Annotated in this window: 18 protein-coding genes; 13 read left to right on the top strand and 5 right to left on the bottom strand. The window is 60.9% G+C overall.

Annotation, left to right across the window (positions count from 1 at the left end; genetic code table 11):
- Positions 1-13: 13 nt before the first annotated feature.
- The gene (locus KP701_RS05150; RefSeq protein ID WP_215746163.1) at positions 14-568 is read right to left on the bottom strand and encodes a YceI family protein; all 555 of its coding nucleotides are present in this window, start codon (positions 566-568) and stop codon (positions 14-16) included.
- A gap of 165 nt (positions 569-733) precedes the next feature.
- On the opposite strand from KP701_RS05150, the gene KP701_RS05145 reads away from it, so the two are divergent.
- From KP701_RS05145 to KP701_RS05130, 4 genes are all read left to right on the top strand, one after another.
- Entirely contained in the window at positions 734-1009 is a 276-nt protein-coding gene (locus KP701_RS05145; protein ID WP_215746162.1) for a YtcA family lipoprotein, read from the top strand.
- A 77-nt stretch (positions 1010-1086) separates the two neighbouring features.
- Positions 1087-2061 (top strand): multidrug transporter subunit MdtN, encoded by a 975-nt coding sequence (mdtN, locus tag KP701_RS05140; RefSeq protein WP_252345419.1) that lies wholly within the window; start codon positions 1087-1089, stop codon positions 2059-2061.
- Positions 2062-2161: 100 nt separating this feature from the next.
- A complete protein-coding gene (locus tag KP701_RS05135; RefSeq protein ID WP_215746208.1) occupies positions 2162-3871 on the top strand; it encodes an FUSC family protein in 1710 nt (569 codons plus the stop codon).
- Complete coding sequence (locus KP701_RS05130; RefSeq protein ID WP_215746158.1) at positions 3871-5493, top strand: TolC family protein; 1623 nt, start codon at positions 3871-3873, stop codon at positions 5491-5493. Before KP701_RS05135 ends, KP701_RS05130 begins: the two co-directional genes overlap by 1 nt.
- Before the next feature lie 67 nt (positions 5494-5560).
- Here KP701_RS05130 and KP701_RS05125 read toward each other — a convergent pair whose 3' ends face one another.
- Positions 5561-5827 (bottom strand): general stress protein, encoded by a 267-nt coding sequence (locus KP701_RS05125; RefSeq protein WP_215746156.1) that lies wholly within the window; start codon positions 5825-5827, stop codon positions 5561-5563.
- A gap of 294 nt (positions 5828-6121) precedes the next feature.
- On the opposite strand from KP701_RS05125, the gene KP701_RS05120 reads away from it, so the two are divergent.
- Both KP701_RS05120 and KP701_RS05115 read left to right on the top strand, forming a co-directional pair.
- Positions 6122-6676, top strand: coding sequence for a 5' nucleotidase, NT5C type (locus KP701_RS05120; protein WP_215746155.1), 555 nt, complete (start codon positions 6122-6124; stop codon positions 6674-6676).
- A 151-nt stretch (positions 6677-6827) separates the two neighbouring features.
- Positions 6828-9035: a TonB-dependent siderophore receptor gene (locus tag KP701_RS05115; RefSeq protein WP_215746153.1), complete on the top strand. Its 2208-nt coding sequence runs from the start codon at positions 6828-6830 to the stop codon at positions 9033-9035.
- 19 nt (positions 9036-9054) lie between these two features.
- On the opposite strand, the gene KP701_RS05110 is transcribed toward KP701_RS05115, so the two are convergent.
- On the bottom strand, positions 9055-9684 hold the full coding sequence (locus KP701_RS05110; RefSeq protein WP_215746151.1) for a TetR family transcriptional regulator: 630 nt from the start codon (positions 9682-9684) through the stop codon (positions 9055-9057).
- A 55-nt stretch (positions 9685-9739) separates the two neighbouring features.
- Complete coding sequence (locus KP701_RS05105; protein ID WP_215746149.1) at positions 9740-10147, bottom strand: hypothetical protein; 408 nt, start codon at positions 10145-10147, stop codon at positions 9740-9742.
- A gap of 130 nt (positions 10148-10277) precedes the next feature.
- Between KP701_RS05105 and metH the strand changes: the two genes are divergently transcribed.
- The 6 genes from metH to KP701_RS05075 all read left to right on the top strand — a co-directional run bounded on the left by metH (position 10278) and on the right by KP701_RS05075 (position 19307).
- Positions 10278-13784 carry a methionine synthase gene (metH, locus tag KP701_RS05100; RefSeq protein ID WP_215746147.1) on the top strand — a complete coding sequence of 1169 codons (3507 nt, stop codon included), beginning with the start codon at positions 10278-10280 and terminating at the stop codon, positions 13782-13784.
- A gap of 38 nt (positions 13785-13822) precedes the next feature.
- Positions 13823-14701: a formyltetrahydrofolate deformylase gene (gene purU / locus KP701_RS05095; protein WP_215746145.1), complete on the top strand. Its 879-nt coding sequence runs from the start codon at positions 13823-13825 to the stop codon at positions 14699-14701.
- 101 nt (positions 14702-14802) lie between these two features.
- Positions 14803-15249, top strand: coding sequence for a hypothetical protein (locus tag KP701_RS05090; protein WP_215746143.1), 447 nt, complete (start codon positions 14803-14805; stop codon positions 15247-15249).
- Between the two features lie 143 nt (positions 15250-15392).
- On the top strand, positions 15393-16811 hold the full coding sequence (locus KP701_RS05085; RefSeq protein WP_215746141.1) for an FAD-binding oxidoreductase: 1419 nt from the start codon (positions 15393-15395) through the stop codon (positions 16809-16811).
- 56 nt (positions 16812-16867) lie between these two features.
- Positions 16868-18370: a malate dehydrogenase (quinone) gene (gene mqo, locus KP701_RS05080; protein WP_215746139.1), complete on the top strand. Its 1503-nt coding sequence runs from the start codon at positions 16868-16870 to the stop codon at positions 18368-18370.
- 118 nt (positions 18371-18488) lie between these two features.
- Positions 18489-19307 (top strand): DeoR/GlpR family DNA-binding transcription regulator, encoded by an 819-nt coding sequence (locus KP701_RS05075; RefSeq protein ID WP_215746137.1) that lies wholly within the window; start codon positions 18489-18491, stop codon positions 19305-19307.
- A gap of 9 nt (positions 19308-19316) precedes the next feature.
- Here the strand turns inward: KP701_RS05075 and mntR are convergent, their stop codons facing one another.
- The gene (gene mntR / locus KP701_RS05070; protein ID WP_011253581.1) at positions 19317-19808 is read right to left on the bottom strand and encodes a manganese-binding transcriptional regulator MntR; all 492 of its coding nucleotides are present in this window, start codon (positions 19806-19808) and stop codon (positions 19317-19319) included.
- A 169-nt stretch (positions 19809-19977) separates the two neighbouring features.
- On the opposite strand from mntR, the gene KP701_RS05065 reads away from it, so the two are divergent.
- A complete protein-coding gene (locus tag KP701_RS05065; protein WP_215746136.1) occupies positions 19978-21312 on the top strand; it encodes an Nramp family divalent metal transporter in 1335 nt (444 codons plus the stop codon).
- Positions 21313-21317: the final 5 nt, after the last annotated feature.

Below are 21317 nucleotides of genomic sequence, written 5' to 3'. Positions count from 1 at the left end.
AGCATGACGGAGATTACTTCATGAGGATCACGGTCTCGACACGGACCATGGGGTCCACCGAATGAAGAAGCGTGCTCATACCCCATTGCCGCTGGTCAAAGCTGCCATGGCTGACGATGCGCATCAGGGTGTTGCCCTGGAACTGAAGCTCCGTCGTAAGAACGAGCGGATGCGTCTGTCCACGCATGGTCAGTTTTCCCGCAAGTTCCATACGGAGTTGCCCCTTGACGATCCGGGGCCGGCAGTCCCCCACATATTTCATGACGGGGTGGGTGTCGCTATCGAGCATGATACCCGAGAGCATGACCTGTTTCAGGACGGCACTCCCGACTTTGAGGGAGCTGACATTCATGGTCATATCCACGTGACAGCTCTGCCGGTCCAGATCGTAAGTCAGTGCTCCGGACACATCTCCGAAATTTCCGTCAATATCCGTCAGGGCCGAGCGCGCATGCAGAAGAGCCTGAGTATTGACGGGTGACAGGACAAGGTCCTGCCGGGCGGCGAAGGCCTGCCCACTTGCCAGCAGACCCAGAAGAAACATTGCAGGGAAAAATCTGTCCGTCATTGCTTCACACCATCGTCCTCAAATTTCCTGTCTACTGAAACTTCCGCAGGGCGCTCCGGTTTTCTTTCCCGACCTCTCCTCCTTCCCGCTGGACTGTGGCTTTCAGAAAAGGATGTGATAGGCTCCGAGTCCCTGTTATGGCCGCGCGAAAGTTCCATTCCCCTCATGCGACCTGCCCGCCTCAGCCCCTGCCTTTCCGGCCTCGCCCTTCTGGCGACAGGGGGATGTTCTCTTCGTGGCGCTCCGTCCTTTCCCATTGTGGGCGCCTATTTTCCGGACTGGATGGTCTGCGGGCTCGTGGGTGTCGCCACAGCTGTTGGACTGCGGGTCCTCTTTCTGCTGACGGGTCTCGACGCCCTGCTCAGTTTCCGCCTTTTCACCTATGTCGCCCTGGGCGTCATCGCCGCACTGAGCGTGTGGACTCTGGTATTCGGACCCTGACCGTGCAGCGCATTCCCGTCTCCGCCAAAAAGCCGATCGGCATTGTCATCGCGGTTGTCTGTGTGGGAGCGGCCGTCATGTTCGGCGTTCATGTCTCCCACGAAGACAGCACCCACCCCTCCTCCGACAGCGGAAGCATCGATGCGGAAATGGTGCATGTCGCCTCGACCGTAGGCGGGCGGCTCAGGGAACTGGACGTTTCGGTCAACCAGCATGTCCATAAGGGCGACGTGCTGTACCGGCTGGATCCCGAGCCCTACGAACTCACCGTCCGGCAGGCGCAGGCCAATCTGGATCTGGCCAGCGCGGAAGTCGAAAACCAGACGCGTCTGCTGAGCATCAAGACATCCAATGCCGCCACCGCCGACGATCAGGTCGTCCGGGCCCGGACCAACCGTGATCTTGCGGCGCGCACCGTCCAGCGGCTTCAGCCTCTGGCGGGAAAATCCTACATCCCCTGGCAGCAATACGATCAGGCCCGCGTCGCCCTGCATGATGCCGAAGTTTCTTTGGCCCAGTCCCGTAACCAGTCCGCTGCGGCGACCACCGCAATCGGGGATCTGAAAAGCTCGATCGCCGCGCGCGATGCCAGTCAGGCGGCACTCGACCATGCGCGTTATGAACTGCGACAGACCACGGTGATCGCCCCGGTTGACGGCTATGTCACCAGCCTGCGGGTCAAACCGGGCGAAGTTCTGGCGCCGTCGCAGGTCCTGTTCACGCTGATTGCGGATGATGAATGGTACGCAACAGCCAATATCCGGGAGATCAATCTCGGCGCCGTGCAGATCGGGGACTGCGTGACGGTCCATTCCATGATCGACCGGCGTACGCCGCTTCGGGGGCATGTCGAGAGCATTGGCTGGGGTGTGCTCTCGGCGGAGTCCGCCGGAATTGCGCGCTCCCTGCCGATCGTGCCCCGGCAGATGGACTGGGTGCATGTCGCCCAGCGTTTCCCGGTCCGCATCCGGCTGGAAAAGGCGAACCCCCTTCTGCTGCGGCTTGGGGCCACCGCGACGGTCGAGATCCGGCATGGCGCTGCCTGTCCCTGAAACCATCCGCTCACTGGACGGCCCACGGCCGGGCCTGATGCGTCCGGGACTGGGGTTGTCCCGGATCTGGCGTCTGGTGTGCACTCCCGCTCCGGGACGAATGGGCTATGCGCTTCGCATGGCGGCCGGATGCACGGCGACGGTTCTGGTCGGGGAAATCTGGCAGGTGCCGGATCTGGCCGTTCCCGCGCTTGTGACAATGGCGCTGTGGCAGAAAGACCGCGTTACCAATGCGCTTGCCGGCGTGGGGGTAAATATCGCGATTCTGATCCTGCTGACCATCATTTACGGACTGATCCGCCTGACGCTGGATCAGCCGATGGGACTGGTGATCGTCATCGCCCTGCTTTCCTTCATATTTTTCTTTCTGGGCTCGGCCAGCAAGCTCAAGCCCGTGGCCTATATGCTTGGGCTGGTCACGGTGTACGGCCTGATCGCGATCGACGAGATCCCGGTCGGCGAAGTCGTGACGCGCGCACTCCTCTATACGGACCTGTTTCTTGCGGTTCCCGGCGCGGTCATGGTCGCACTTGGCCTTTTGATCTGCCCGTCCCCGCGCCGGATCCTGACCGATGACATTGCCGCGCGACTTCGCATGGCATGCCGTCTCCTGCGCGATCCGGATGAGCGCATCCGCGAACAGGCCACGGACATGCTGCGCACCGGCACGACTGACATGATGAAGTCGGCGAAAATGGCAGGGCTGGAAAAAATCTGGTCTCCCCGCGATCTGGCGTGCCTCAGACAGGCCGCAAGCAGCAGCGTGGCCGTCCTCGCCCTGGCCGACGAGGCCAGCCGAAGCGGGCTATCACAGGCTGACACCGCCGGCCTGATCCAGACACTTGAAGACATGGCCGCCCTTTTCGCGGATGGCGATTATCCGGCCGCCATCGAACGGCCCGCTGTCAGCCCGGCATCCGCCACCGCCTGCGCTCTGGCGGATCTGTTGCCTGATTTTGCGACGCCCTCTGCGGATGATGCGAAAGCACCCTCACAGGATAAAAAATCCGGCTTCCTGGCCGATGATGCCTTCAGCAATCCCGATCATGTCCGCTTTGCCGTCAAAGGCACGGCGGCGGTCATGCTGAGCTATCTGACATTCAAGGTCCTGAACTGGCCGGGCATTCATACCTGCATCATCACCTGCTTCATCGTCGCCCTTCCGACGATGGGGGAAATGGTATCGAAGCTGACCCTTCGCATTTCAGGTGCCCTCGTGGGTGGGACGCTCGGGATTGCCGCCATCGTTTTCGTGATGCCGCATCTGAACGACATCACCGGCTTTCTGGTGCTGGTCTTCGTGGTTTCCCTGATCGCGGCCTGGGTCAAGACCGGCGATGATCGCATTGCCTATGCTGGCTTCCAGATCGGGCTGGCCTTTTACCTGACGGATCTGAAAGGCTACGGCCCCACAGCCGACATGGCGACCGCCCGGGACAGGATCGTGGGGATCATGCTGGGCAATTTCATCACCTACGCCATGTTCACGAGTTTCTGGCCTGCCAGCGCCTTCGACAGGATTGGAGACGGACTGCACAAGCTGGCGAACGCCCTGAAGGGTCAGGCAAATGCCTCAACGCAGCAGGCCAGCTCGGAGGCCATCGCCCGCACCCAGTCCGCCCTGCTGGAAAGCGAACGCACACTGGAATATGCCATGTCAGAACCTGCCCATATGCGCACCGATCTGCCCCAGCTCGAAGCAACGCAAAAGGCGCTCGACGACGCGGCAGAACTTTCGGAAGAGCTGCTCGTCACGCCTGGCCGACCGGACTTTTCTGACCGCATGGCACGACTGGAACAGATTGCCTGATGACCCGCCCTGCCCGTCCTTTTCCGCGCCTGATCCCGGTCACGCTCTGTTCGGCTCCGCTTCTGCTTTCGGCCTGCGCCACGCAGGCTCTGGACAGCGCTCCCGCATCACCTGACCGACCCTGGCAGCCCAATATCGCGGCCAATGGCGAAATCCTGCCCGGCAGACACGACCCGCACGCCCTGAACCTGCCGGCCGGATACACCCTGCCTTCGAACACGCAGATCCACGTGCGTCCCCCAGCCCCGGAAGTTGCGGTGCAGAACGGGCATGCCTATTCGCTGGCGGAACTGATCGATATTGCGCAGTCCGCCAATCCGGAAACACGCCGGGCCTGGAACCTCGCCCGCGATTCTGCTCTGGCGGTCGGCATTGCCCGCAGCGCCTATCTGCCCCGCCTCACCGCAACCGTGGTGGGGGGCTATAATCACAGTCGCAATGACGGCGCGAACCCCACGATCAGCAATGCGGGCGCAGCCGAAGGCATCGTCAATTCGGGTCTGAGCGGGCTGGAAAACGCACTGGGCGGCGTGCGCAACAACAATTCGGGCGCGGGTGAAGTCCAGACGCTGGGCATGGAATGGCTCCTGTTCGATTTCGGTAAGCGCGAAGCCGTAATCGAGGCCACGAAACAGGCCCAGATCGCCAGCAACGTGCTGTTCACCGCCGCGCATCAGAAGATCATCTATGGCGTGACGACGGCCTATTACACGCATGCCGCCGCCGCGAGCCGGGTGCGTCTGCTGCGTCAGGCGCGGGACAATGCGCGCTTTGTGGAAGCGGCCGCGGAAGCCCGGCTCCATCAGGGTCAGGGCACGATCGTCGATGTCACACAGGCCCGGCAGGCGACAGCCCAGACGGAACTACGGCTCGTCCAGGCTGAGGGTGACGAGGAAAACACCCGGCTGGAACTGCTCAACGCCATCGGCATTTCCCCTGCCACGAAGCTGGAAACACTGGATATTTCCGGCCGCCCCCTCGCTCTGGATGACATGCGCCTGACAGATGCGTTCGTACAGCAGGCTGTCTCGCGCAGACCGGACGTCCTGGCCGCCTATGCCAGTGCCAGGGCCGCAAAAAGCAGGGTTCAGGCGGCGCGCAGCGAGTTCCTGCCCAAGATCTTCATGACGGGCAACGTGGCCTACACCACCGGACGCCTGGCACTGTCTTCCATTCCCGGTGTGGGAAGTGAGGCACCGCCGACGCTCAACCTGTCCAGCAATGCCTTCAGCAGCCTGATCCTCGGTGGCATCACGGTGCCGATCTTTGATGGAGGAACCCGTGCGGCTCTTCTGAAACAGGCACAGGACCAGTCTGACAGTGCGGATGCGACCCTGCGGCAGACTGTGGACAGTTCAGTCAAACAGATCGTCACGGCGGAAAATGCCCTGCGGACCAGCCTGAGCGCCTATGCCGCATCCGGCAGACTGGAGACGGCCGCGCGCACCAGTTTCGAGGCTTCGTCCGCCGCCTATCGCAGCGGCGTAGGCTCCCTGACCCAGACCAGCATTGCCCAGTACGGCTATCTGGACGCGACCCTCAGCCATTCGGATGCCTATTACGCCGCGCTGATTGCAGCGGCCGGACTGGCCTTCGGGACGGGATCACTCAGTCAGGAATGATCCACTCAGCACAAAGCCTGCCGGGGATGACCCCACGGCAGGCTTTGCGACAGAGGCTGGAGAGGGATCAGGATTTATGAGACGCCTGTCCACCTTTTCGCCCGGCCTCGGACGCCTTCTGCGAGTCTCGGGCGAAGCCGCGGCCTGAGTGCTCACTCTCACCTGTGGAAGAGGATGCTCCCTTGGTAGAGTGACTGTTGTGGCCGCCCTTGCGTCCGGCTTCCGAGGCCTTTTCGCGATCCTGCGAAAAATTGCCCGGATTGCCGGAATTGCCGCTTCCGGCGCCCTGAGCTGCGGAAACGATACGGAAATTCTCTTCATATTTACGAAACATGATGGTTTTCCTTCTACGGGTGCCGGTTCGTCCTCTTCTGAAAAAAGAAGTTCTGAACCGGACCACCCGACAACAGAACCCCATGCTTACAGTTGCTGAAATACAGAACAAGAATAGTTTACTTTAAGTAAAGATTTTTTTGTTCGGAATGACATATTTGAAATACTTATTCATCAACAAACAACTGCCTCACCTAAAGTATTCACTTATTTTTATCAGCCCCGATAGCCACCCCCTTGCCTTGGCTCTCGAGCAGGCCGACAGTCTGCTCCTCTCTCAGCTCCGGAGCATCCCATGACCCCCTTCCGCCTGCGTCTGGCCGTCGATATGGATGAAGTCCTGGCCGATGCGTTCTCTGCGCAACGCGTCTGGTTCCGCAAAACCTGCGGCTATGAGTGGACCGATGCAGAACTGCGCGGACGCCGCTTCCGGGATCTTGTGTCTCCTGAAGACCATGCAGCCATGGAAGCCATGCTGCACCAGGGCGACTTCTTTGCCTCACTCGCCGTCATGCCCGGCGCACAGGATGCCATTTCGGCCCTGTGCGAGACCTGCGAAGTTTTCATCACGACGGCCGCCATGGAATATCCGGCGTCCTGCGCGCCCAAATTCGCCTGGCTCCGGGAACATTTCCCCTGCATCTCGCCGCTGAACGTCGTTTTCTGCGGCGACAAGAGCATTCTGGCCGCCGATGTGATGATCGATGACAACCTGCGGCATTTCCGGCGCTTTCAGGGTCAGGGCGTGCTTTTCACGGCCCCTCACAACGCTCTGGAAACCTGGAGTCCGCGCGCGGATAACTGGCAGGATGTGCTGACGATCGTGGATCAGATTGATGGGGACCGGTAAAATCGGCCACATCTGTGTCTTTCAGGAAACAGCCACGGACAAAGCGGACCAGATGGGTCGCTGAATCAGGCGAATCATTTTGACACTGAGTGCCATAAAGTAGAGAGGGAATTCCAGCTTTACGATATCGACCGATCAGGACCGACCACCCATGAAATCCGCACGCCTGCTGCTTTGTCTCTTCTCCGGATCTGTACTGAGCAGTATGCCAGCATTTGCAGCGGAGACACAACCGGCTTCCAAGCAGAAAGCGGCAAATCCCGCGGCGCCGGCCAAGGCCTCCCCTGCCGCACCGAAAGCTGAAAACATCACGGTTCACAGCCGCAACGGCACCGGTACGGCCGCCGATTACCGGACCAAGGACGTGGCGCTCGGCCCGCTTGGGACACGCTCCGTCCTCGATACGCCCATGTCCATCATGGTCGTGCCGCATGATGTTCTGGTGAACCAGCAGGCGCGTAATATCAACGATCTTGTGGCTTATGTGCCCTCTGCACAGCTTGAGATGCGCGGCGATCCGAACACCAGCCGCCCGCAGTCCCGTGGTTTTGAAGGTGACGTGATTGCCAACACCCGCATGGACGGGCTGAACATGGTCATCACCACGCCGTATGCGGCCGAGCAGTTCGACAGCATGCAGGTCCTGAATGGTCTGGCAGGCGCACTTTACGGGCCCCAGAATCCAGCTGGCACGTTCGACTTCACGCTCAAGCGCCCGACGGATCGCATGACCGAGCGACTGGTCGTGGGTACGGATTCCATTGGTGCCCCGCTGGAAAGTGCGGATGTTTCTGGCCGCGTGGGCCGGAACGGCTGGTTCGGCTATCGCCTGAACCTGCTGAACCAGAACGGTGAAGGCTATGTCGAGGGCTCACATCTGCGGCGTGATCTCGTCAGCGGCGATTTTGACATCCATCTCTCGCCCAATACGGTCATCCAGCTCGACGCCAGCCAGTACACCTATGCGGAGCGCGGATTTCCGGGTGGCTTCGCTTACAGCACCGCGATCCAGCTGCCTCAGGCCCCGGATCTGAGCCAGAAGGGTTATGGCCAGCCACAGGCGGGCTATAACATGGAAACCGATACGGCCATGGCCAAGATCATCCATAACTTCAACGACAACTGGAGCCTCAAGCTCGGTGGTCTGTGGCAGAATGCGGCCCGTAACGTCTTCAGCACGTCCAACCAGCTTCTCAACTCCGCAGGCCTGTACAAGCAGACGATCTCCGCGGCTCTCACGGCCAACGACTTCGTGGCCGGCAGCAACATGGCCTACCTGAACGGCAAGTTCCGCACCGGCCCCCTGCGTCACCAGATCGAGCTCGGCACGAACGGCTACGTGATGGGGAACTACAACCCCACCTCCTCCACCGGCACCCTAACGCTGGGTGAGGCCACGATCGGCCATCCCAAGAGCTTCGCCAGCGCGCAGCCCTACTATTCCGGCCGTTACAAATCCGCCGATACGATGAACCAGTCGCTTCTCGCAGGTGACACCATCTCGCTCGGGAAGCACTGGTCGATCATGGGCTCCCTCGCCTGGAGTTGGCTGAGCACGAACAACTACGCCAAGACGGGAACCAAGACGTCCAGCTACAGCCGATCGGCCGCATTCAGCCCGATGACGAGCCTGCTGTACAAGCCGACCGAGAACCAGACCGTCTATTTTACCTGGGGCAAGTCGCTGCAGGCCGGTACCATCGCACCTGCCGGATCGGTCAACGTCAATGAAGTGACGGCGCCGCTGCGTTCGGAAGAATATGAAGTCGGCTACAAGATCCTCATTGCCAAGCGCATGCAGCTGAACATCGCCGGCTTCCGCATGGCGCGTCCCTACGGCTTCACGGACCCCGTCACCAAGGTCTATGCCAATTACGGTCTGCAGCGGAACTACGGTGTGGAGTTCCAGGCTTCCGGCAACATCACCGACGATCTGACGTTCCTCGGCGGCATGACCTGGCTGGATGCGCAGATGCTGGGTACGGGATCATCGCTGACGGCCAACAAGCAGGTCGTGGGCGTGCCGCCGCTGATGGCGAACGCGCTGCTGGATTATCGCCTGCCGTTCCTCAAGGGCGCTGCCGTCAATGCGAATGTCCATTACATGGGCCGCCGTGCTGCCAACGTGTACAACACGACCTTCGCACCGTCCTATGTCACGCTGGATCTGGGGGCACGTTACGCGACCCATGCTTACGGACAGCCGCTGGTGTTCCGTTTCGGGGTGAACAACGTGACGAACCAGAGCTACTGGGCCTCCGTCTATCCGTCGAGCATCAATGGTGTGAGCACAGCCACGAACTCGGCCGTGGCTGGTCTGCCGCGCACCTACCACTTCAGCATCGAACTGGACCTCTGAGGAGGTTCAGTTCGAACTCTCAGCCTGAACTCAGGGGGAAGTCGTCCTGCCACAGCAGGGGCTGGAGCGTGAACGTCTGACGCAGGATGGCTTCCAGATCGGATTTTCCCTCGGTCTTCATCCATTCGTCCAGCGCTGTCCGGAACGTCGCAATCGCCGTCCGGGCCAGCAGACGGGCCACGAGAGACGGCATTTCGGTCGCCGGCAACCGGGCGATCAGGGCACTGGCCAGCGTCTCTTCCCATTCGGAATATCGGCGCAGGGCCATGTCCCTCAGGGCCGGCGTCCTTTCCACGAGCCTGACAACGGCATAAGCGTCCATCCTGTCGGACGAATAACACGCCACGACCGGCACCAGTCCGGCCAGAACGGCATCCTGCAGCGGGACATCCAGCGGCACGTCACGAATGGCCTCGGTCAGGATCGTGGTCACGCTGCCGGTCCAGGCCAGAATGATGTCCGCCTTCCCGGGGAAGTACCGGAACAGCGTCCGCCGCGAAATCTGTGCGGCTTCGGCGATTTCGTCGACCGAAGTTTCTTCATAACCATGGGTCGAGAACAGGCGCATGGCCTCACGCACCAGCGCGGCGTGGGTGCGGTCCTTCTTGCGCTGCCGGAGCGGCCCGTCCTGTTCTGCGTCAGTCGTCATGCCGTCCAGTTATCCCGAAGTCCCCAAGGAGCATAGACCCCATCTGAAAAACCCTTCAGGGCACAAGCCTGTAACGGGCGCGGACCAGAACGTCATTTTCAAGCTGTTGCCGGACCGCCACAGGATCCTGCGCCCCTGTCATGACTGCGACTTCGCGGAAAAACGGGCGCCTGCCAACCACACGATCCTGAAAAACCTGAGCCAGAACCATGACCACGGGATCACGCGTACAGCACAGACATCCCGCCGCATGGCGGTTCATGAAGGGCGAGGCTGCCGGAATAGCGGCCACATCCCCCCACCCGCCATCCGCTCCCGCATCACCGATGAGCAGGGCGTCTCGCCTGCGTTCTTCGGGCCATTCCGCCGGATCAGACAGGAGGGTCAGCGGGATCAGTGCGGTACCGGAAGACGTCATGCGATCTTCTGTAGCAGCCCTGCGCAGAGCGGGCAGCATTTTCATGGTGTTGCCTCTTTGCCGGAGGGGAACCGTTTTGCTACACCCTCCTGTCCCTGACCGTGTATAGAGCGCAAGCCCGATCGCGGCTCCCATATCCATTCCCGGTCATCCACAGCTACAGAGCGTTCTGCCCATGTCCTCACGTCCCCATCTGCTTGACGCCCTCGCCGATCAGGTCCTGCTGTGTGACGGCGGCATGGGATCGCGCGTGCAGATGCTGGATCTGGAAGTCGAGCGCGATTACTGGGGACAGGAAAACTGCACGGAAATCCTGAACCTTTCGCGCCCGGAACTCGTCCGTGAAATCCATCGCGGCTATTTCGAAGCCGGTGCGGACATGGTCGAGACGAACACGTTCGGCGGCTCCATTGTCACGCTGGCGGAATTCGGGCTTCAGGACCGCACGCGCGAAATCAACCGCACGGCCGCGACACTGGCCCGCGAGGCCGCCGAGACGTTTTCGGACGGGCGCCACCGCTATGTCATGGGCTCCATCGGTCCAGGCACGAAACTGCCGACGCTGGGCAACATTGCCTATGACGATCTGGAAGCCGGTCTGGTCGAACAGTGCCGCGGGCTGATCGACGGTGGTGTGGACGGGTTCCTGATCGAAACGTGTCAGGACACGCTTCAGATCAAGGCTGCCGTGAATGCCGCCAAGATTGCCCGGATCGAACTCGGCTCGGATGCGCCGATTTTCGTGCAGGTCACGGTTGAAACCACGGGCACACTGCTGGTCGGTCCCGATATCGCCGCCGCTGCCACGACCGTGCAGGCGCTGGACGTCCCTTCCCTTGGACTGAACTGCGCCACCGGTCCGCAGGAAATGGGCGAGCATGTCCGCTGGCTGTCGGAAAACTGGCCGGGTCTCATTTCCATGCAGCCCAATGCCGGTCTGCCCGAGCTTGTGGACGGCAAGACCGTCTATCCGCTCAGCCCCGAGGAAATGGCCGTCTGGATGGAACGTTTCGTCAAGGAAGACGGGCTGAACCTGATCGGCGGCTGCTGTGGCACGTCCACACCGCATATTCAGGCGCTCGACGGCATGCTGCGTCGCCTTGGTGGCACGAAGTTGCGCCCTGCCCCGGTCAAGCGCAGCACGGTCTGGATGCCGTCGGTCTCCAGCCTCTACACCCAGACGCCGCTGCGTCAGGAAAACAGCTACTTCTCCATCGGCGAGCGCTGCAACGCCAATGGATCCAAGAAATGGCGCGAGCTTCAGGAAGCGAACGACTGGGACGGATGCGTCGCCATCGGGCGTGAACAGGCGGCCGAAGGTTCCAACGCGCTCGATATCTGCACGGCTTTCGTCGGACGGGATGAAGTCCGCGAAATGAACGAAGTCGTCACGCGCTTTACGTCGTCCGTGAATGCGCCGCTGGTGATTGACTCGACAGAGACACCCGTCATCGAAGCCGCGCTGAAGCTGCATGGCGGCAAGCCTATCATCAACTCGATCAACTTCGAGGATGGCGAGCAGCAGGCCCATGACCGCATGAAGCTGGCCCGCAAGTTCGGCGCGGCCATGATTGCGCTCACGATCGACGAAGTCGGCATGGCGAAAGAGCCGCAGGACAAGCTGCGCATTGCCGAACGTCTGGTCGATTTCGCATGCAACCAGTACGGGCTGCCGCAGTCCGACCTAATGATCGATCCGCTGACCTTCACCATCGCCACGGGTGTGGAAGATGACCGGAAGCTCGGCCAGTGGACGCTTGAGGGCATCAAGCTAATCCGCGACAGGTTCCCAGATATCCAGATTATCCTTGGCCTGTCGAACATCTCCTTTGGCCTGAACCCGGCTGCGCGTGCGGTACTGAACTCGGTGTTCCTCGACCATGCGGTCAAGGCCGGCATGACGGGTGCGATCGTGCATGTCTCCAAGATCCGCCCGCTGCATCTGATTGCCCCCGAAGAGGTCAAGGTCGCGGAAGACCTGATCTTCGACCGCCGTACCGAGGACTACGATCCGCTCCAGAAGCTGCTGGAGCTGTTTGCGGGACGTAAAGCCGCCGACGCCGTCAAGAAGCGTCGGGCGGAGACGCCGGCGGAGCGTCTGAAGGACCGGATCGTCGATGGCGACCGCAAGGGCATCGAACAGGATCTGGAAGACGCGATGGCGGAAATGCCGCCGCTCGACATCATCAACAATGTCCTGCTCGATGGCATGAAGGTCGTGGGCGAGCTGTTCGGCTCGGGCAAGATGCAGCTTCCGTTCGTGCTGCAATCCGCCGAGACGATGAAGACCGCCGTCGCCTGGCTTGAGCCGCACATGGAGCGCGTGGAAGGCCAGCATCGCGGCACGATGGTGCTCGCCACCGTCAAGGGCGACGTGCACGACATCGGCAAGAACCTCGTGGACATCATCCTGACCAATAACGGCTATCAGGTCATCAATCTGGGCATCAAGGTGCCGCTTGCGGACATGATCGCGGCCGTGAAGGAACACAAGGCGGATGCGCTCGGCATGTCCGGGCTTCTGGTGAAGTCCACGGTCATCATGCGCGAGAACCTTGAAGAAATGCACCGTCAGGGCTTTGATGTTCCGGTCATTCTCGGCGGCGCGGCCCTCACCCGGAATTATGTCGAGGAAGAATGTGCCCGCTCCTATGGTGCCGGTGAGCCGGGGCGCGTGGCCTACGCGCGTGACGCGTTCGACGGTCTGGGCCTGATGGACAAGATCGCCAACAAGGAACTCGATTCCTATCTGGGCGCAATCCAGACACGCCGCGCCAGCCAGGCAAGCCGCAAGACGGCCCGTGCTCCGGAAATCGCGGAAACACGCGGCTTCGGCGTGGTGGATCGCGAGGCTGCCAAAGCCCGGCGTGAACGGATTTCAGGCTCCGAGCCGGTCATCACGCCGCCTTTCTGGGGCGGACGTGTTCTCGAGGCGACGCCCAATGCGGTTCTGCCGTTCCTCAATGAACGCTCTCTGTACCAGTTCCAGTGGGGCTTCCGGAAACAGGGCCGTTCACTCGACGAGTTCATGGAATACGCCAAGACCGAACTCCGCCCCGTGCTGAAACGCATGCTGGCGCTGAGTGCGGAGCAGGACATCATCCGGCCGCAGGCGATCTATGGGTACTGGAAAGCCGCAGGCGACGGGAACGATCTCGTGCTGTTTGAAGAGGACGGCACGACGGAAGCCGCGCGTTTCACCATGCCGCGCCAGCCCAAGGATGACGGCGAGTGCATCGCCGATTTCGTCCGGGACATCAGCGATGACGTCCGCGATGTGGTCGGGCTTCAGGTCGTGACCGTCGGGCAGAAGGCGTCCGATCTGGCCCGGGTGTGGTTCGAGGAAAACCGTTATCAGGACTATCTGTACCTGCATGGCCTGTCGGTCGAGATGGCGGAAGCCATGGCGGAATACACCCACAAGCGCATCCGCGCCGAACTGGGTTTTGCCGGCGAGGACGACCGCGACATGGAGAAGCTGCTGTCACAGTCCTATCGCGGCTCGCGCTATTCCTTCGGCTATCCCGCCTGCCCGCGGCTTGAGGATCAGGAACCGATCCTGAAAATGCTCGATGCCGAACGCATCGGCGTCTCGCTTTCGGACGGCTATCAGCTTCACCCCGAGCAGTCGACATCGGCCCTCGTGATGCTGAACCCGCGGGCAAAATACTTCACCGTCTGAGGACGGCAGGTTTAAAAAAAGACAAGAAAAGACATTCCATGACGGCCATTTCAGTTCCGCAGACCACCTATGTCCTGACGCTCTCCTGCCCCAACCGCCCGGGCATCGTGGCGGCAATCAGCGGCAGGCTTGCGGAACTGAACGCCAACATCACCGAAGCCCAGCAGTTCGATGACCGCGACAGCACGGTCTTCTTCATGCGGATCGTTTTCGAGATCACGGATGGCCAGACCAGCATGCAGCAGCTTCGCGAGGCGCTGGCTGTTCTGGGTGAGACGTTCAGCATGGACTGGGCGCTGCATGACCGGAGCGTGAAGCCGAAGGTTCTGCTGATGGTCTCGCGTTTCGATCACTGCCTGGTGGATCTGCTGTATCGCTGGCGGATTGGGGAACTGCCGATCAAGCCGGTCGGGATCGTATCAAACCATCCGCGTGAGGTTTTTGCGGATCTCGACTTCTACGGCATTCCGTTCCACCACTTTCCCGTCACGAAAGATACCAAGCCAGCGCAGGAAGCACAAATTCTGGACCTGCTTGCCTCAACGGGAGCCGAACTGGTCATTCTCGCACGCTACATGCAGGTCCTGTCCAACGAAATGGCCGCCAGCCTGTCAGGGCATTGCATCAACATTCACCATTCCTTCCTGCCGGGATTCAAGGGCGCGCGTCCTTATCATCAGGCCTTTGCGCGTGGCGTGAAGCTGATCGGCGCGACAGCCCATTACGTCACGCGCGATCTGGATGAAGGCCCGATCATCGAACAGGACGTGGAGCGCATTTCCCATGCCGACACACCCGATGACCTGATCCGCAAAGGACGCGATATCGAGCGCCGCGTTCTGGCGCGTGCCGTGCGGTATCACATTGAACGCCGGACCATCATCAACGGCAACAGGACAGTCGTCTTCACGCCCTGAAGGTTTCTGTCCTTCTGCCGGACATGAAAATTTCGCACGACACCCGGAATATTCTCTCCTAGGCTCGGCTTTATCAGTTCATAGCCGGCAGCACTATTCAGATGACCGTCCGTAAAGCCCTTCTCTCGCTTGCCCTGTTCACCACTCTCCTCACACAGGCAGCATGTTCCGGTGATGTGGTTCTCGAGAAACGGCTGACACCTGCGGATACCCTGCGCGAGACCACGAACCGGACCGTCGTGCCCGGCACGTTCGTCATGACCGTGAAAAGCGTAAATGTCTTCAACAAGATGGTCTTCCTCAATTCGGAAGAGACCTATCTGGACCGGGCCAATGTCGCCGTGCAGATCACGTCAGCCGTAGCCTATAATGCCGATATCCGTTTCGGTGGCGATTTCCGCAAGATGGTTCTGAACCGCAAGATCCTTGTGATCGGGTCTGCCATGAAGGTTGGCGCTGATCTCGAACAGGGGATCATCGTGAACAACAAGGACGATTACCGGACCTATATCTTTGTCAGCCGGGCGAGCAATATTTTCCTGAGATAGTCACGGATAATATCTGATCTTGCATCGTACATTCATTTGCCGACAGATTATTCCATTTTCTTCCCCCATATTGATCCGAAGATATTTCCCGGGGCTCCGATCCGGCTTATGAAGGGCATCCTTTCTTCATGCCGGAACCAGTCATGACCGTCTCTTCCGCCTCCGCTCCGGACCGCCTTCAGGCCGTTCTCAAAGCCCTCCAGCCTGTCATGGGCAAGCGGATCAGCACGGCACCCTCCGTGCGCGAAGAACACAGCCACGGCGAGGCCATGAATGCCTCCCGCCTGCCCGAGGCGGTAGTGTTTGCGGAAAGCACGCAGGATGTCGCAACCGTCCTGCGGCACTGCCATGAATGGCGCGTTCCGGTCGTGGCGTTCGGCGCCGGAACCTCGGTCGAAGGCCATGTCGTGCCGCCCGAACAGGCCATCAGCCTTGATCTGTCCCGCATGACCGCCATCGTGGAACTGAATGCCGAGGATCTGGACTGCCGGGTGCAAGCGGGCATCACGCGCCAGACCCTGAACGTGGAAATCCGCGATACGGGCCTGTTCTTTCCGGTCGATCCGGGCGGGGAAGCCACGATCGGCGGCATGTGCGCCACACGCGCCTCTGGCACGGCCGCCGTGCGCTACGGCACGATGAAGGAGAATGTGCTGGGGCTGACGGTCGTTCTCGCAACTGGCGAAATCATCCGCACGGGCGGCCGCGTGCGCAAGTCGTCCACCGGCTATGACCTGACATCCCTGTTCGTCGGCTCGGAAGGTACGCTCGGGATCATTACGGAAGTCCAGCTCCGTCTGCACGGGCGCCCGGACAGTGTTTCGGCTGCAATCTGCCAGTTCGAAAGTCTGCATGACGCGATCCAGACCGCCATGGAAATCATCCAGTGCGGCATCCCCATCACCCGCGTGGAACTGATGGACAGCATGCAGATGGCGGCTTCCATCCAGTATTCCGGCCTGAGCGAATATCAGCCCCTGACCACGCTGTTCTTCGAGTTCACGGGCTCGCCCGCAGCCGTACGGGAACAGGTCGAGACGACCGAAGCCATCGCCTCCGGCAATAACGGACTGGGCTTTGCCTGGGCCGAAAGCCCCGAAGAGCGCACGCGCCTGTGGAAAGCGCGGCATGACGCCTACTGGGCCGCGAAGGCCATCGTTCCCAGCGCACGTGTTATTTCCACGGACTGCATCGTCCCGATTTCCCGTCTGGGCGAGCTGATCGAGGGCGTGCACCGCGACATCGAGGCGTCCGGCCTGCGCGCGCCCCTTCTGGGCCATGTGGGCGACGGCAATTTCCATACGCTCATCATCACGGACGATACTCCCGAAGGACATCAGCTCGCCCTTGATCTGGACCGCAAGATCGTCGCCCGTGCGCTGTCCCTGAATGGATCATGCAGCGGGGAACATGGCGTGGGCATGGGCAAGCTGGAGTTTCTGGAAACCGAGCATGGTGCGGGAAGCCTTAGCGTCATGCGTGCCCTGAAGAATACGATGGATCCGCACCATATCCTCAACCCCGGCAAGCTCCTGCTGGCCGGCCCTGTTTACACGGGCTGAGCTTTCGGGGATCTTTCAGCCGCCTTTCTTTCCAGTCCCTGCCGGATTTCAGCATCATGCCGTCACTCTCCAGCCTCTGCCCCGATATCGTCCTGATCGGTGCCGGGATCATGAGTTCCACGCTTGCCGCCCTGCTGCGCGAGCTGGATCCGTCGCTCTCGATGGTGATGTTCGAGACCCTTTCCGACTGCGGGCAGGAAAGCTCCTATGCCTGGAACAATGCCGGGACCGGACATGCGGGCAACTGCGAACTGAACTACACACCCCAGCGCGCGGATGGCAGCGTCGATATTTCCAAAGCGTTGGCCGTCAATACGGAGTTCGACCTCTCCCGGCAGCTCTGGGCCCATTGGGTCCGTGAAGGCCGCATTGCCGATCCGGCCTCGTTCGTGCAGCCCTGCCCGCATATCAGTCTGGTCTGGGGTGCGGAGAATGTGGCGTTCCTCAGGGCCCGCTATGAGGCCATGGTCGCTCATCACTGCTTTGCCGACATGGAATACACCGATGATCCTGCCATCATCGCGCAATGGGCCCTGCTCGCCATGGCGGGTCGCGATACGACACAGCCCGTCGCGGCCACGCGCATCAAGGAAGGAACGGACGTCAATTTCGGCGCCCTGACGCATGCCCTGACCGCATCGCTCAGGACAGACCGTAACGTCTCCATCCACTACAACCATCGCGTCACGGATCTGACCCGAACCGAAGACGGCCGCTGGCGCGTTACGGCAACGGATACCGAAAGCGGTTATGCCACAACGGTCCTGACGCGCTTCGTCTTCATCGGCGCCGGCGGCAATGCCCTGCCGCTGCTTCAGAAATCCGGCATCCCCGAGGCGACGCATTACGCGGGCTTCCCGGTCAGCGGGCTTTGGCTGCGCTGCACCGACCCGGCCATCACGCGCCAGCACCACGCCAAGGTTTACGGCAAGGCCCCTGTCGGTTCCCCGCCCATGTCGGTCCCGCATCTCGATACGCGCGTGATCGACGGGAAATCCTGCCTGCTCTTCGGGCCGTATGCCGGTTTCTCCACGAAGTTTCTCAAGAGCGGGTCGTGGACGGATTATTTCCGCTCCCTCACGCCAAAAAACATCATCCCGGCCCTGACGGCCGGAAAAGACAATCTTGGCCTGCTGGACTATCTCGCAAAGCAAGTCCTCCAGACGAACGAGGCACGTTTCCGGGCGCTTTTGGACTTTTATCCGACCGCGCGGCCCGAAGACTGGAGCAAGGTCGTGGCCGGGCAGCGGGTGCAGATTATCCGGCCGGACAGAGGCCTGCACGGAAAACTCCGCTTCGGCACTGAACTTGTCAAAAACGCCGACCGCTCTCTCGTCGCGGTGCTGGGCGCCTCTCCCGGCGCCTCTATTGCAGCATCCGTGGCGCTGCAGGTCGTACAGGGCTGCTTCCCCGAACGGCTTGTCGAGGGTGACTGGCTGCCCCGTCTGCGTCAGGTTTTTCCCGCCTATGGCGTGGATCTGACGCAGGATGCAGCAGCCTGCGCAACGCTGCGCCGCGACACGGCAAAGGTCCTGGGAATTGCGGAAGAGGCCGGATGATCACCTTTTTAAGGCCGGATTGTGTCCATGAGGCGTTACAGACCTGTTCCGGCCTGATATGGTGGATGTGATTTTACATTCATCTGTTTGCTTTCACGCTCAGGAATCGATTTGAGACATGACTGATGGTTCGGGCTCCGTGATCCCCACCGCCTTGCCGCAGAGTTCAAAACGACGGGATAATTCGGCCCGCCAGAAACAGATCCTCGACGTTCTTCTCGAAACCGGCAGCGCCACGATCGAAGGTCTGGCCGAGCGTTTCGATGTCAGCCGCATGACGATCCATCGCGATGCGCATGCGCTGGTCCAGCAGGGTCTGATTGACAAGCTGCATGGCAGCATCGTTCTGCGCAACAAGGTTACAACGCAGAAAACCGTCAATTTCCGCCGCTCCCGGGCTACGGATCTCAAGGACGCCATCATCCAGCGGGCTATCTCGCTGATCCAGCCCGAGCAGGTTCTGGTCCTGGACGATTCCACGACCGTCGCGGCGATGCTGCCCCTGCTCCCGGCCCTGGCGCCACTGACGATCATTACGAACGCCGTCGGCGTGATCCAGGCACTCTCGCCCTATCCCAATCTGAAGCTGATCTGCCTTGGCGGCGACTACAATCCACCGCGCAACGCATTTTTCGGCCTGGTCTGCGAACAGGCGGCACAGTCGCTGCGGGCAAACATGATGTTCCTCTCGACATCCATCATCCACAACGGAACCGCGTTCCAGAACGATCAGGACGTGGTGAAGGTCAAGCGGGCCATGATGGACATTGCGGATCAGTGCGTCCTGCTGGTGGACAGCACGAAATTCCGCAAGGGCGGCCTGCACCGTCTGGCATCCCTGTCGGAATTCGACCGGGTTCTGACGGACTCACATCTCAAGCCGTCCATCGCCAAGGCTCTGGCGCAGGACGACGTGAAGCTCGAAATCTGCACCTGACTCCCGTTCTCAGGCGTCGGGCAGCGCCTGCATGAACTGTTTCAGATTTCCGCGAAGCGCCTTTTCGAACAGGGTCAGGGTTTCGCTCCCGACGTAATGCTCCACGCCTTCGGCATCGACGCGGGCATTTTCCTCGCTCACGCCCAGGGCCAGCAGGAACGCTTCCACGATCCGGTGCCGATGCCGCGCCCTGTCCGCCATGTCCTGTCCAGCAGGCGTGAGGAAAACACCCCGATAGGGCTTCTGTGTTACGTAGCCTTCCGTTGCAAGGCGGGCGAGCATCTTCGCCACCGTCGGCTGCGACACGCCCAGACGCCCGGCGATATCGACCTGCCGGGCCTCCTGCCCTTCGGACAGCAGATCCGAGATCAGTTCCACATAATCCTCGACCAGCACATTACGCCGCGCCTCGCGATTGGCGCGGAACCCTTCGGAATGGGTTTCGACGTCAGGCAGCGTCTCCTTGGGCGCGATATCCCTGAGACGTCTTTTCCGTTCCATGCCCCGCCCTGTGCCTCCATGCAGAAAACATTATTCACGGCGGAATAAAACATTCCCGACATGTGTGCCAGTAGGATCCATCACGTTTTCCCGATATCCCGGTTTTTCATGAGGCTCATCAATATAGCATGTTGAATATTCATTCCCGATGGGATTGAATACACTCCTGATGTCAGACACCCCCTCGCCCCACACACCGTCCCCGGAGATGCGCCCGAGCCTGCCCGATGCCTTTTCCAGCATCCGGGTTCCGGGAGCGGATGCGTCCTGGTTCCGGCGCTTCCTGGCTTTTGTGGGGCCGGGGTTCATGGTTTCGGTCGGTTATATGGACCCCGGCAACTGGGCCACCGACCTGCAGGGCGGGTCGCGCTACGGCTATACGCTGCTCTGCGTCATCATGCTGTCAAACCTGATGGCGATTCTGCTTCAGGCCCTTTCCGCCCGCCTCGGGATCGCGACGGGACGCGATCTGGCGCAGGCGTGCCGGGATCATTTCTCGCCGAGCGTGAACATCGTGCTGTGGCTGGCGTGTGAACTGGCCATCATTGCCTGCGATCTGGCAGAAGTGATTGGTACGGCAGTGGCGCTTCAGCTTCTGTTCGGACTGCCGCTTCTGGGCGGCGCACTCCTCTCCATTCTGGATGCGCTGATCGTGCTGCTGTTGATGAATCAGGGCTTCCGCTATCTGGAAGCATTCGTGATCGCGCTTCTGGGAGTGATCGCGCTGTGCTTCGGGATCCAGCTTGTCGCTGCAGCTCCGCCCGTACACAGCATTCTGGCCGGGCTCCTCCCCGATCCGAAGATCGTGACGACGCCGGGGATGCTCTATGTCGCCATCGGCATCATTGGTGCCACGGTCATGCCGCATAACCTGTATCTGCATTCCTCGATCGTGCAGACCCGCGCCTATGACCGCACACCAGCCGGGCGGCGGGATGCGATCCGCTGGACAACCTGGGACAGCACGATTGCCCTGACACTGGCGCTGTTCATCAATGCGGCGATCCTGATCGTAGCGGCCGCCGCGTTCCACACTTCCGGCCATCAGGACGTAGCGGAAATCCAGGATGCCTACAGGCTGCTTTCCCCGATCCTCGGGCTTGGCATGGCGTCCACGCTGTTCGCGCTTGCCCTTCTGGCAGCAGGGACGAATTCGACGATCACCGGCACGCTGGCCGGACAGATCATCATGGAAGGCTTTCTGCACCTCCGCATCCCTCACTGGGCCAGACGACTTCTGACACGCGGACTGGCCATCGTTCCCGTGGCAATCGTCACGCTGATCTATGGCAACCGGGGCGTAGGCGATCTGCTGATGGCCAGTCAGGTCATCCTGTCGCTGCAACTGCCGTTTGCCGTCATACCGCTGGTCATGTTCGTCTCGGACCATCGGAAAATGGGCGAATTCGTGATCTCGGCACCCGTCCGCGTCCTGTCCTGGGGCGTTGCGGGACTGATCCTGCTGCTGAACTTCAAGCTGCTTTACGACACGCTGGCGGGCTGAGACTC

It is taken from the genome of Gluconobacter sp. P1C6_b, from assembly GCF_018811945.1.
In the GTDB taxonomy this organism is placed as follows: domain Bacteria; phylum Pseudomonadota; class Alphaproteobacteria; order Acetobacterales; family Acetobacteraceae; genus Gluconobacter.
This window is presented reverse-complemented; position numbering and strand designations above follow the sequence as displayed.

Bases quoted from the DNA above. Each gene is read 5' to 3' on its own strand.
- KP701_RS05110 (WP_215746151.1), bottom strand. From the start codon at position 9,684: ATGACGACTGACGCAGAACAGGACGGGCCGCTCCGGCAGCGCAAGAAG.
- KP701_RS05130 (WP_215746158.1), top strand. From the start codon at position 3,871: ATGACCCGCCCTGCCCGTCCTTTTCCGCGCCTGATCCCGGTCACGCTC.
- KP701_RS05065 (WP_215746136.1), top strand. From the start codon at position 19,978: ATGTCAGACACCCCCTCGCCCCACACACCGTCCCCGGAGATGCGCCCG.
- KP701_RS05125 (WP_215746156.1), bottom strand. From the start codon at position 5,827: ATGTTTCGTAAATATGAAGAGAATTTCCGTATCGTTTCCGCAGCTCAG.
- KP701_RS05075 (WP_215746137.1), top strand. From the start codon at position 18,489: ATGACTGATGGTTCGGGCTCCGTGATCCCCACCGCCTTGCCGCAGAGT.
- mqo (WP_215746139.1), top strand. From the start codon at position 16,868: ATGCCGTCACTCTCCAGCCTCTGCCCCGATATCGTCCTGATCGGTGCC.
- KP701_RS05115 (WP_215746153.1), top strand. From the start codon at position 6,828: ATGAAATCCGCACGCCTGCTGCTTTGTCTCTTCTCCGGATCTGTACTG.
- KP701_RS05145 (WP_215746162.1), top strand. From the start codon at position 734: ATGCGACCTGCCCGCCTCAGCCCCTGCCTTTCCGGCCTCGCCCTTCTG.
- KP701_RS05085 (WP_215746141.1), top strand. From the start codon at position 15,393: ATGACCGTCTCTTCCGCCTCCGCTCCGGACCGCCTTCAGGCCGTTCTC.
- KP701_RS05105 (WP_215746149.1), bottom strand. From the start codon at position 10,147: ATGAAAATGCTGCCCGCTCTGCGCAGGGCTGCTACAGAAGATCGCATG.
- KP701_RS05135 (WP_215746208.1), top strand. From the start codon at position 2,162: ATGGGCTATGCGCTTCGCATGGCGGCCGGATGCACGGCGACGGTTCTG.
- KP701_RS05150 (WP_215746163.1), bottom strand. From the start codon at position 568: ATGACGGACAGATTTTTCCCTGCAATGTTTCTTCTGGGTCTGCTGGCA.
- mdtN (WP_252345419.1), top strand. From the start codon at position 1,087: ATGTTCGGCGTTCATGTCTCCCACGAAGACAGCACCCACCCCTCCTCC.
- purU (WP_215746145.1), top strand. From the start codon at position 13,823: ATGACGGCCATTTCAGTTCCGCAGACCACCTATGTCCTGACGCTCTCC.
- mntR (WP_011253581.1), bottom strand. From the start codon at position 19,808: ATGGAACGGAAAAGACGTCTCAGGGATATCGCGCCCAAGGAGACGCTG.
- KP701_RS05120 (WP_215746155.1), top strand. From the start codon at position 6,122: ATGACCCCCTTCCGCCTGCGTCTGGCCGTCGATATGGATGAAGTCCTG.
- KP701_RS05090 (WP_215746143.1), top strand. From the start codon at position 14,803: ATGACCGTCCGTAAAGCCCTTCTCTCGCTTGCCCTGTTCACCACTCTC.
- metH (WP_215746147.1), top strand. From the start codon at position 10,278: ATGTCCTCACGTCCCCATCTGCTTGACGCCCTCGCCGATCAGGTCCTG.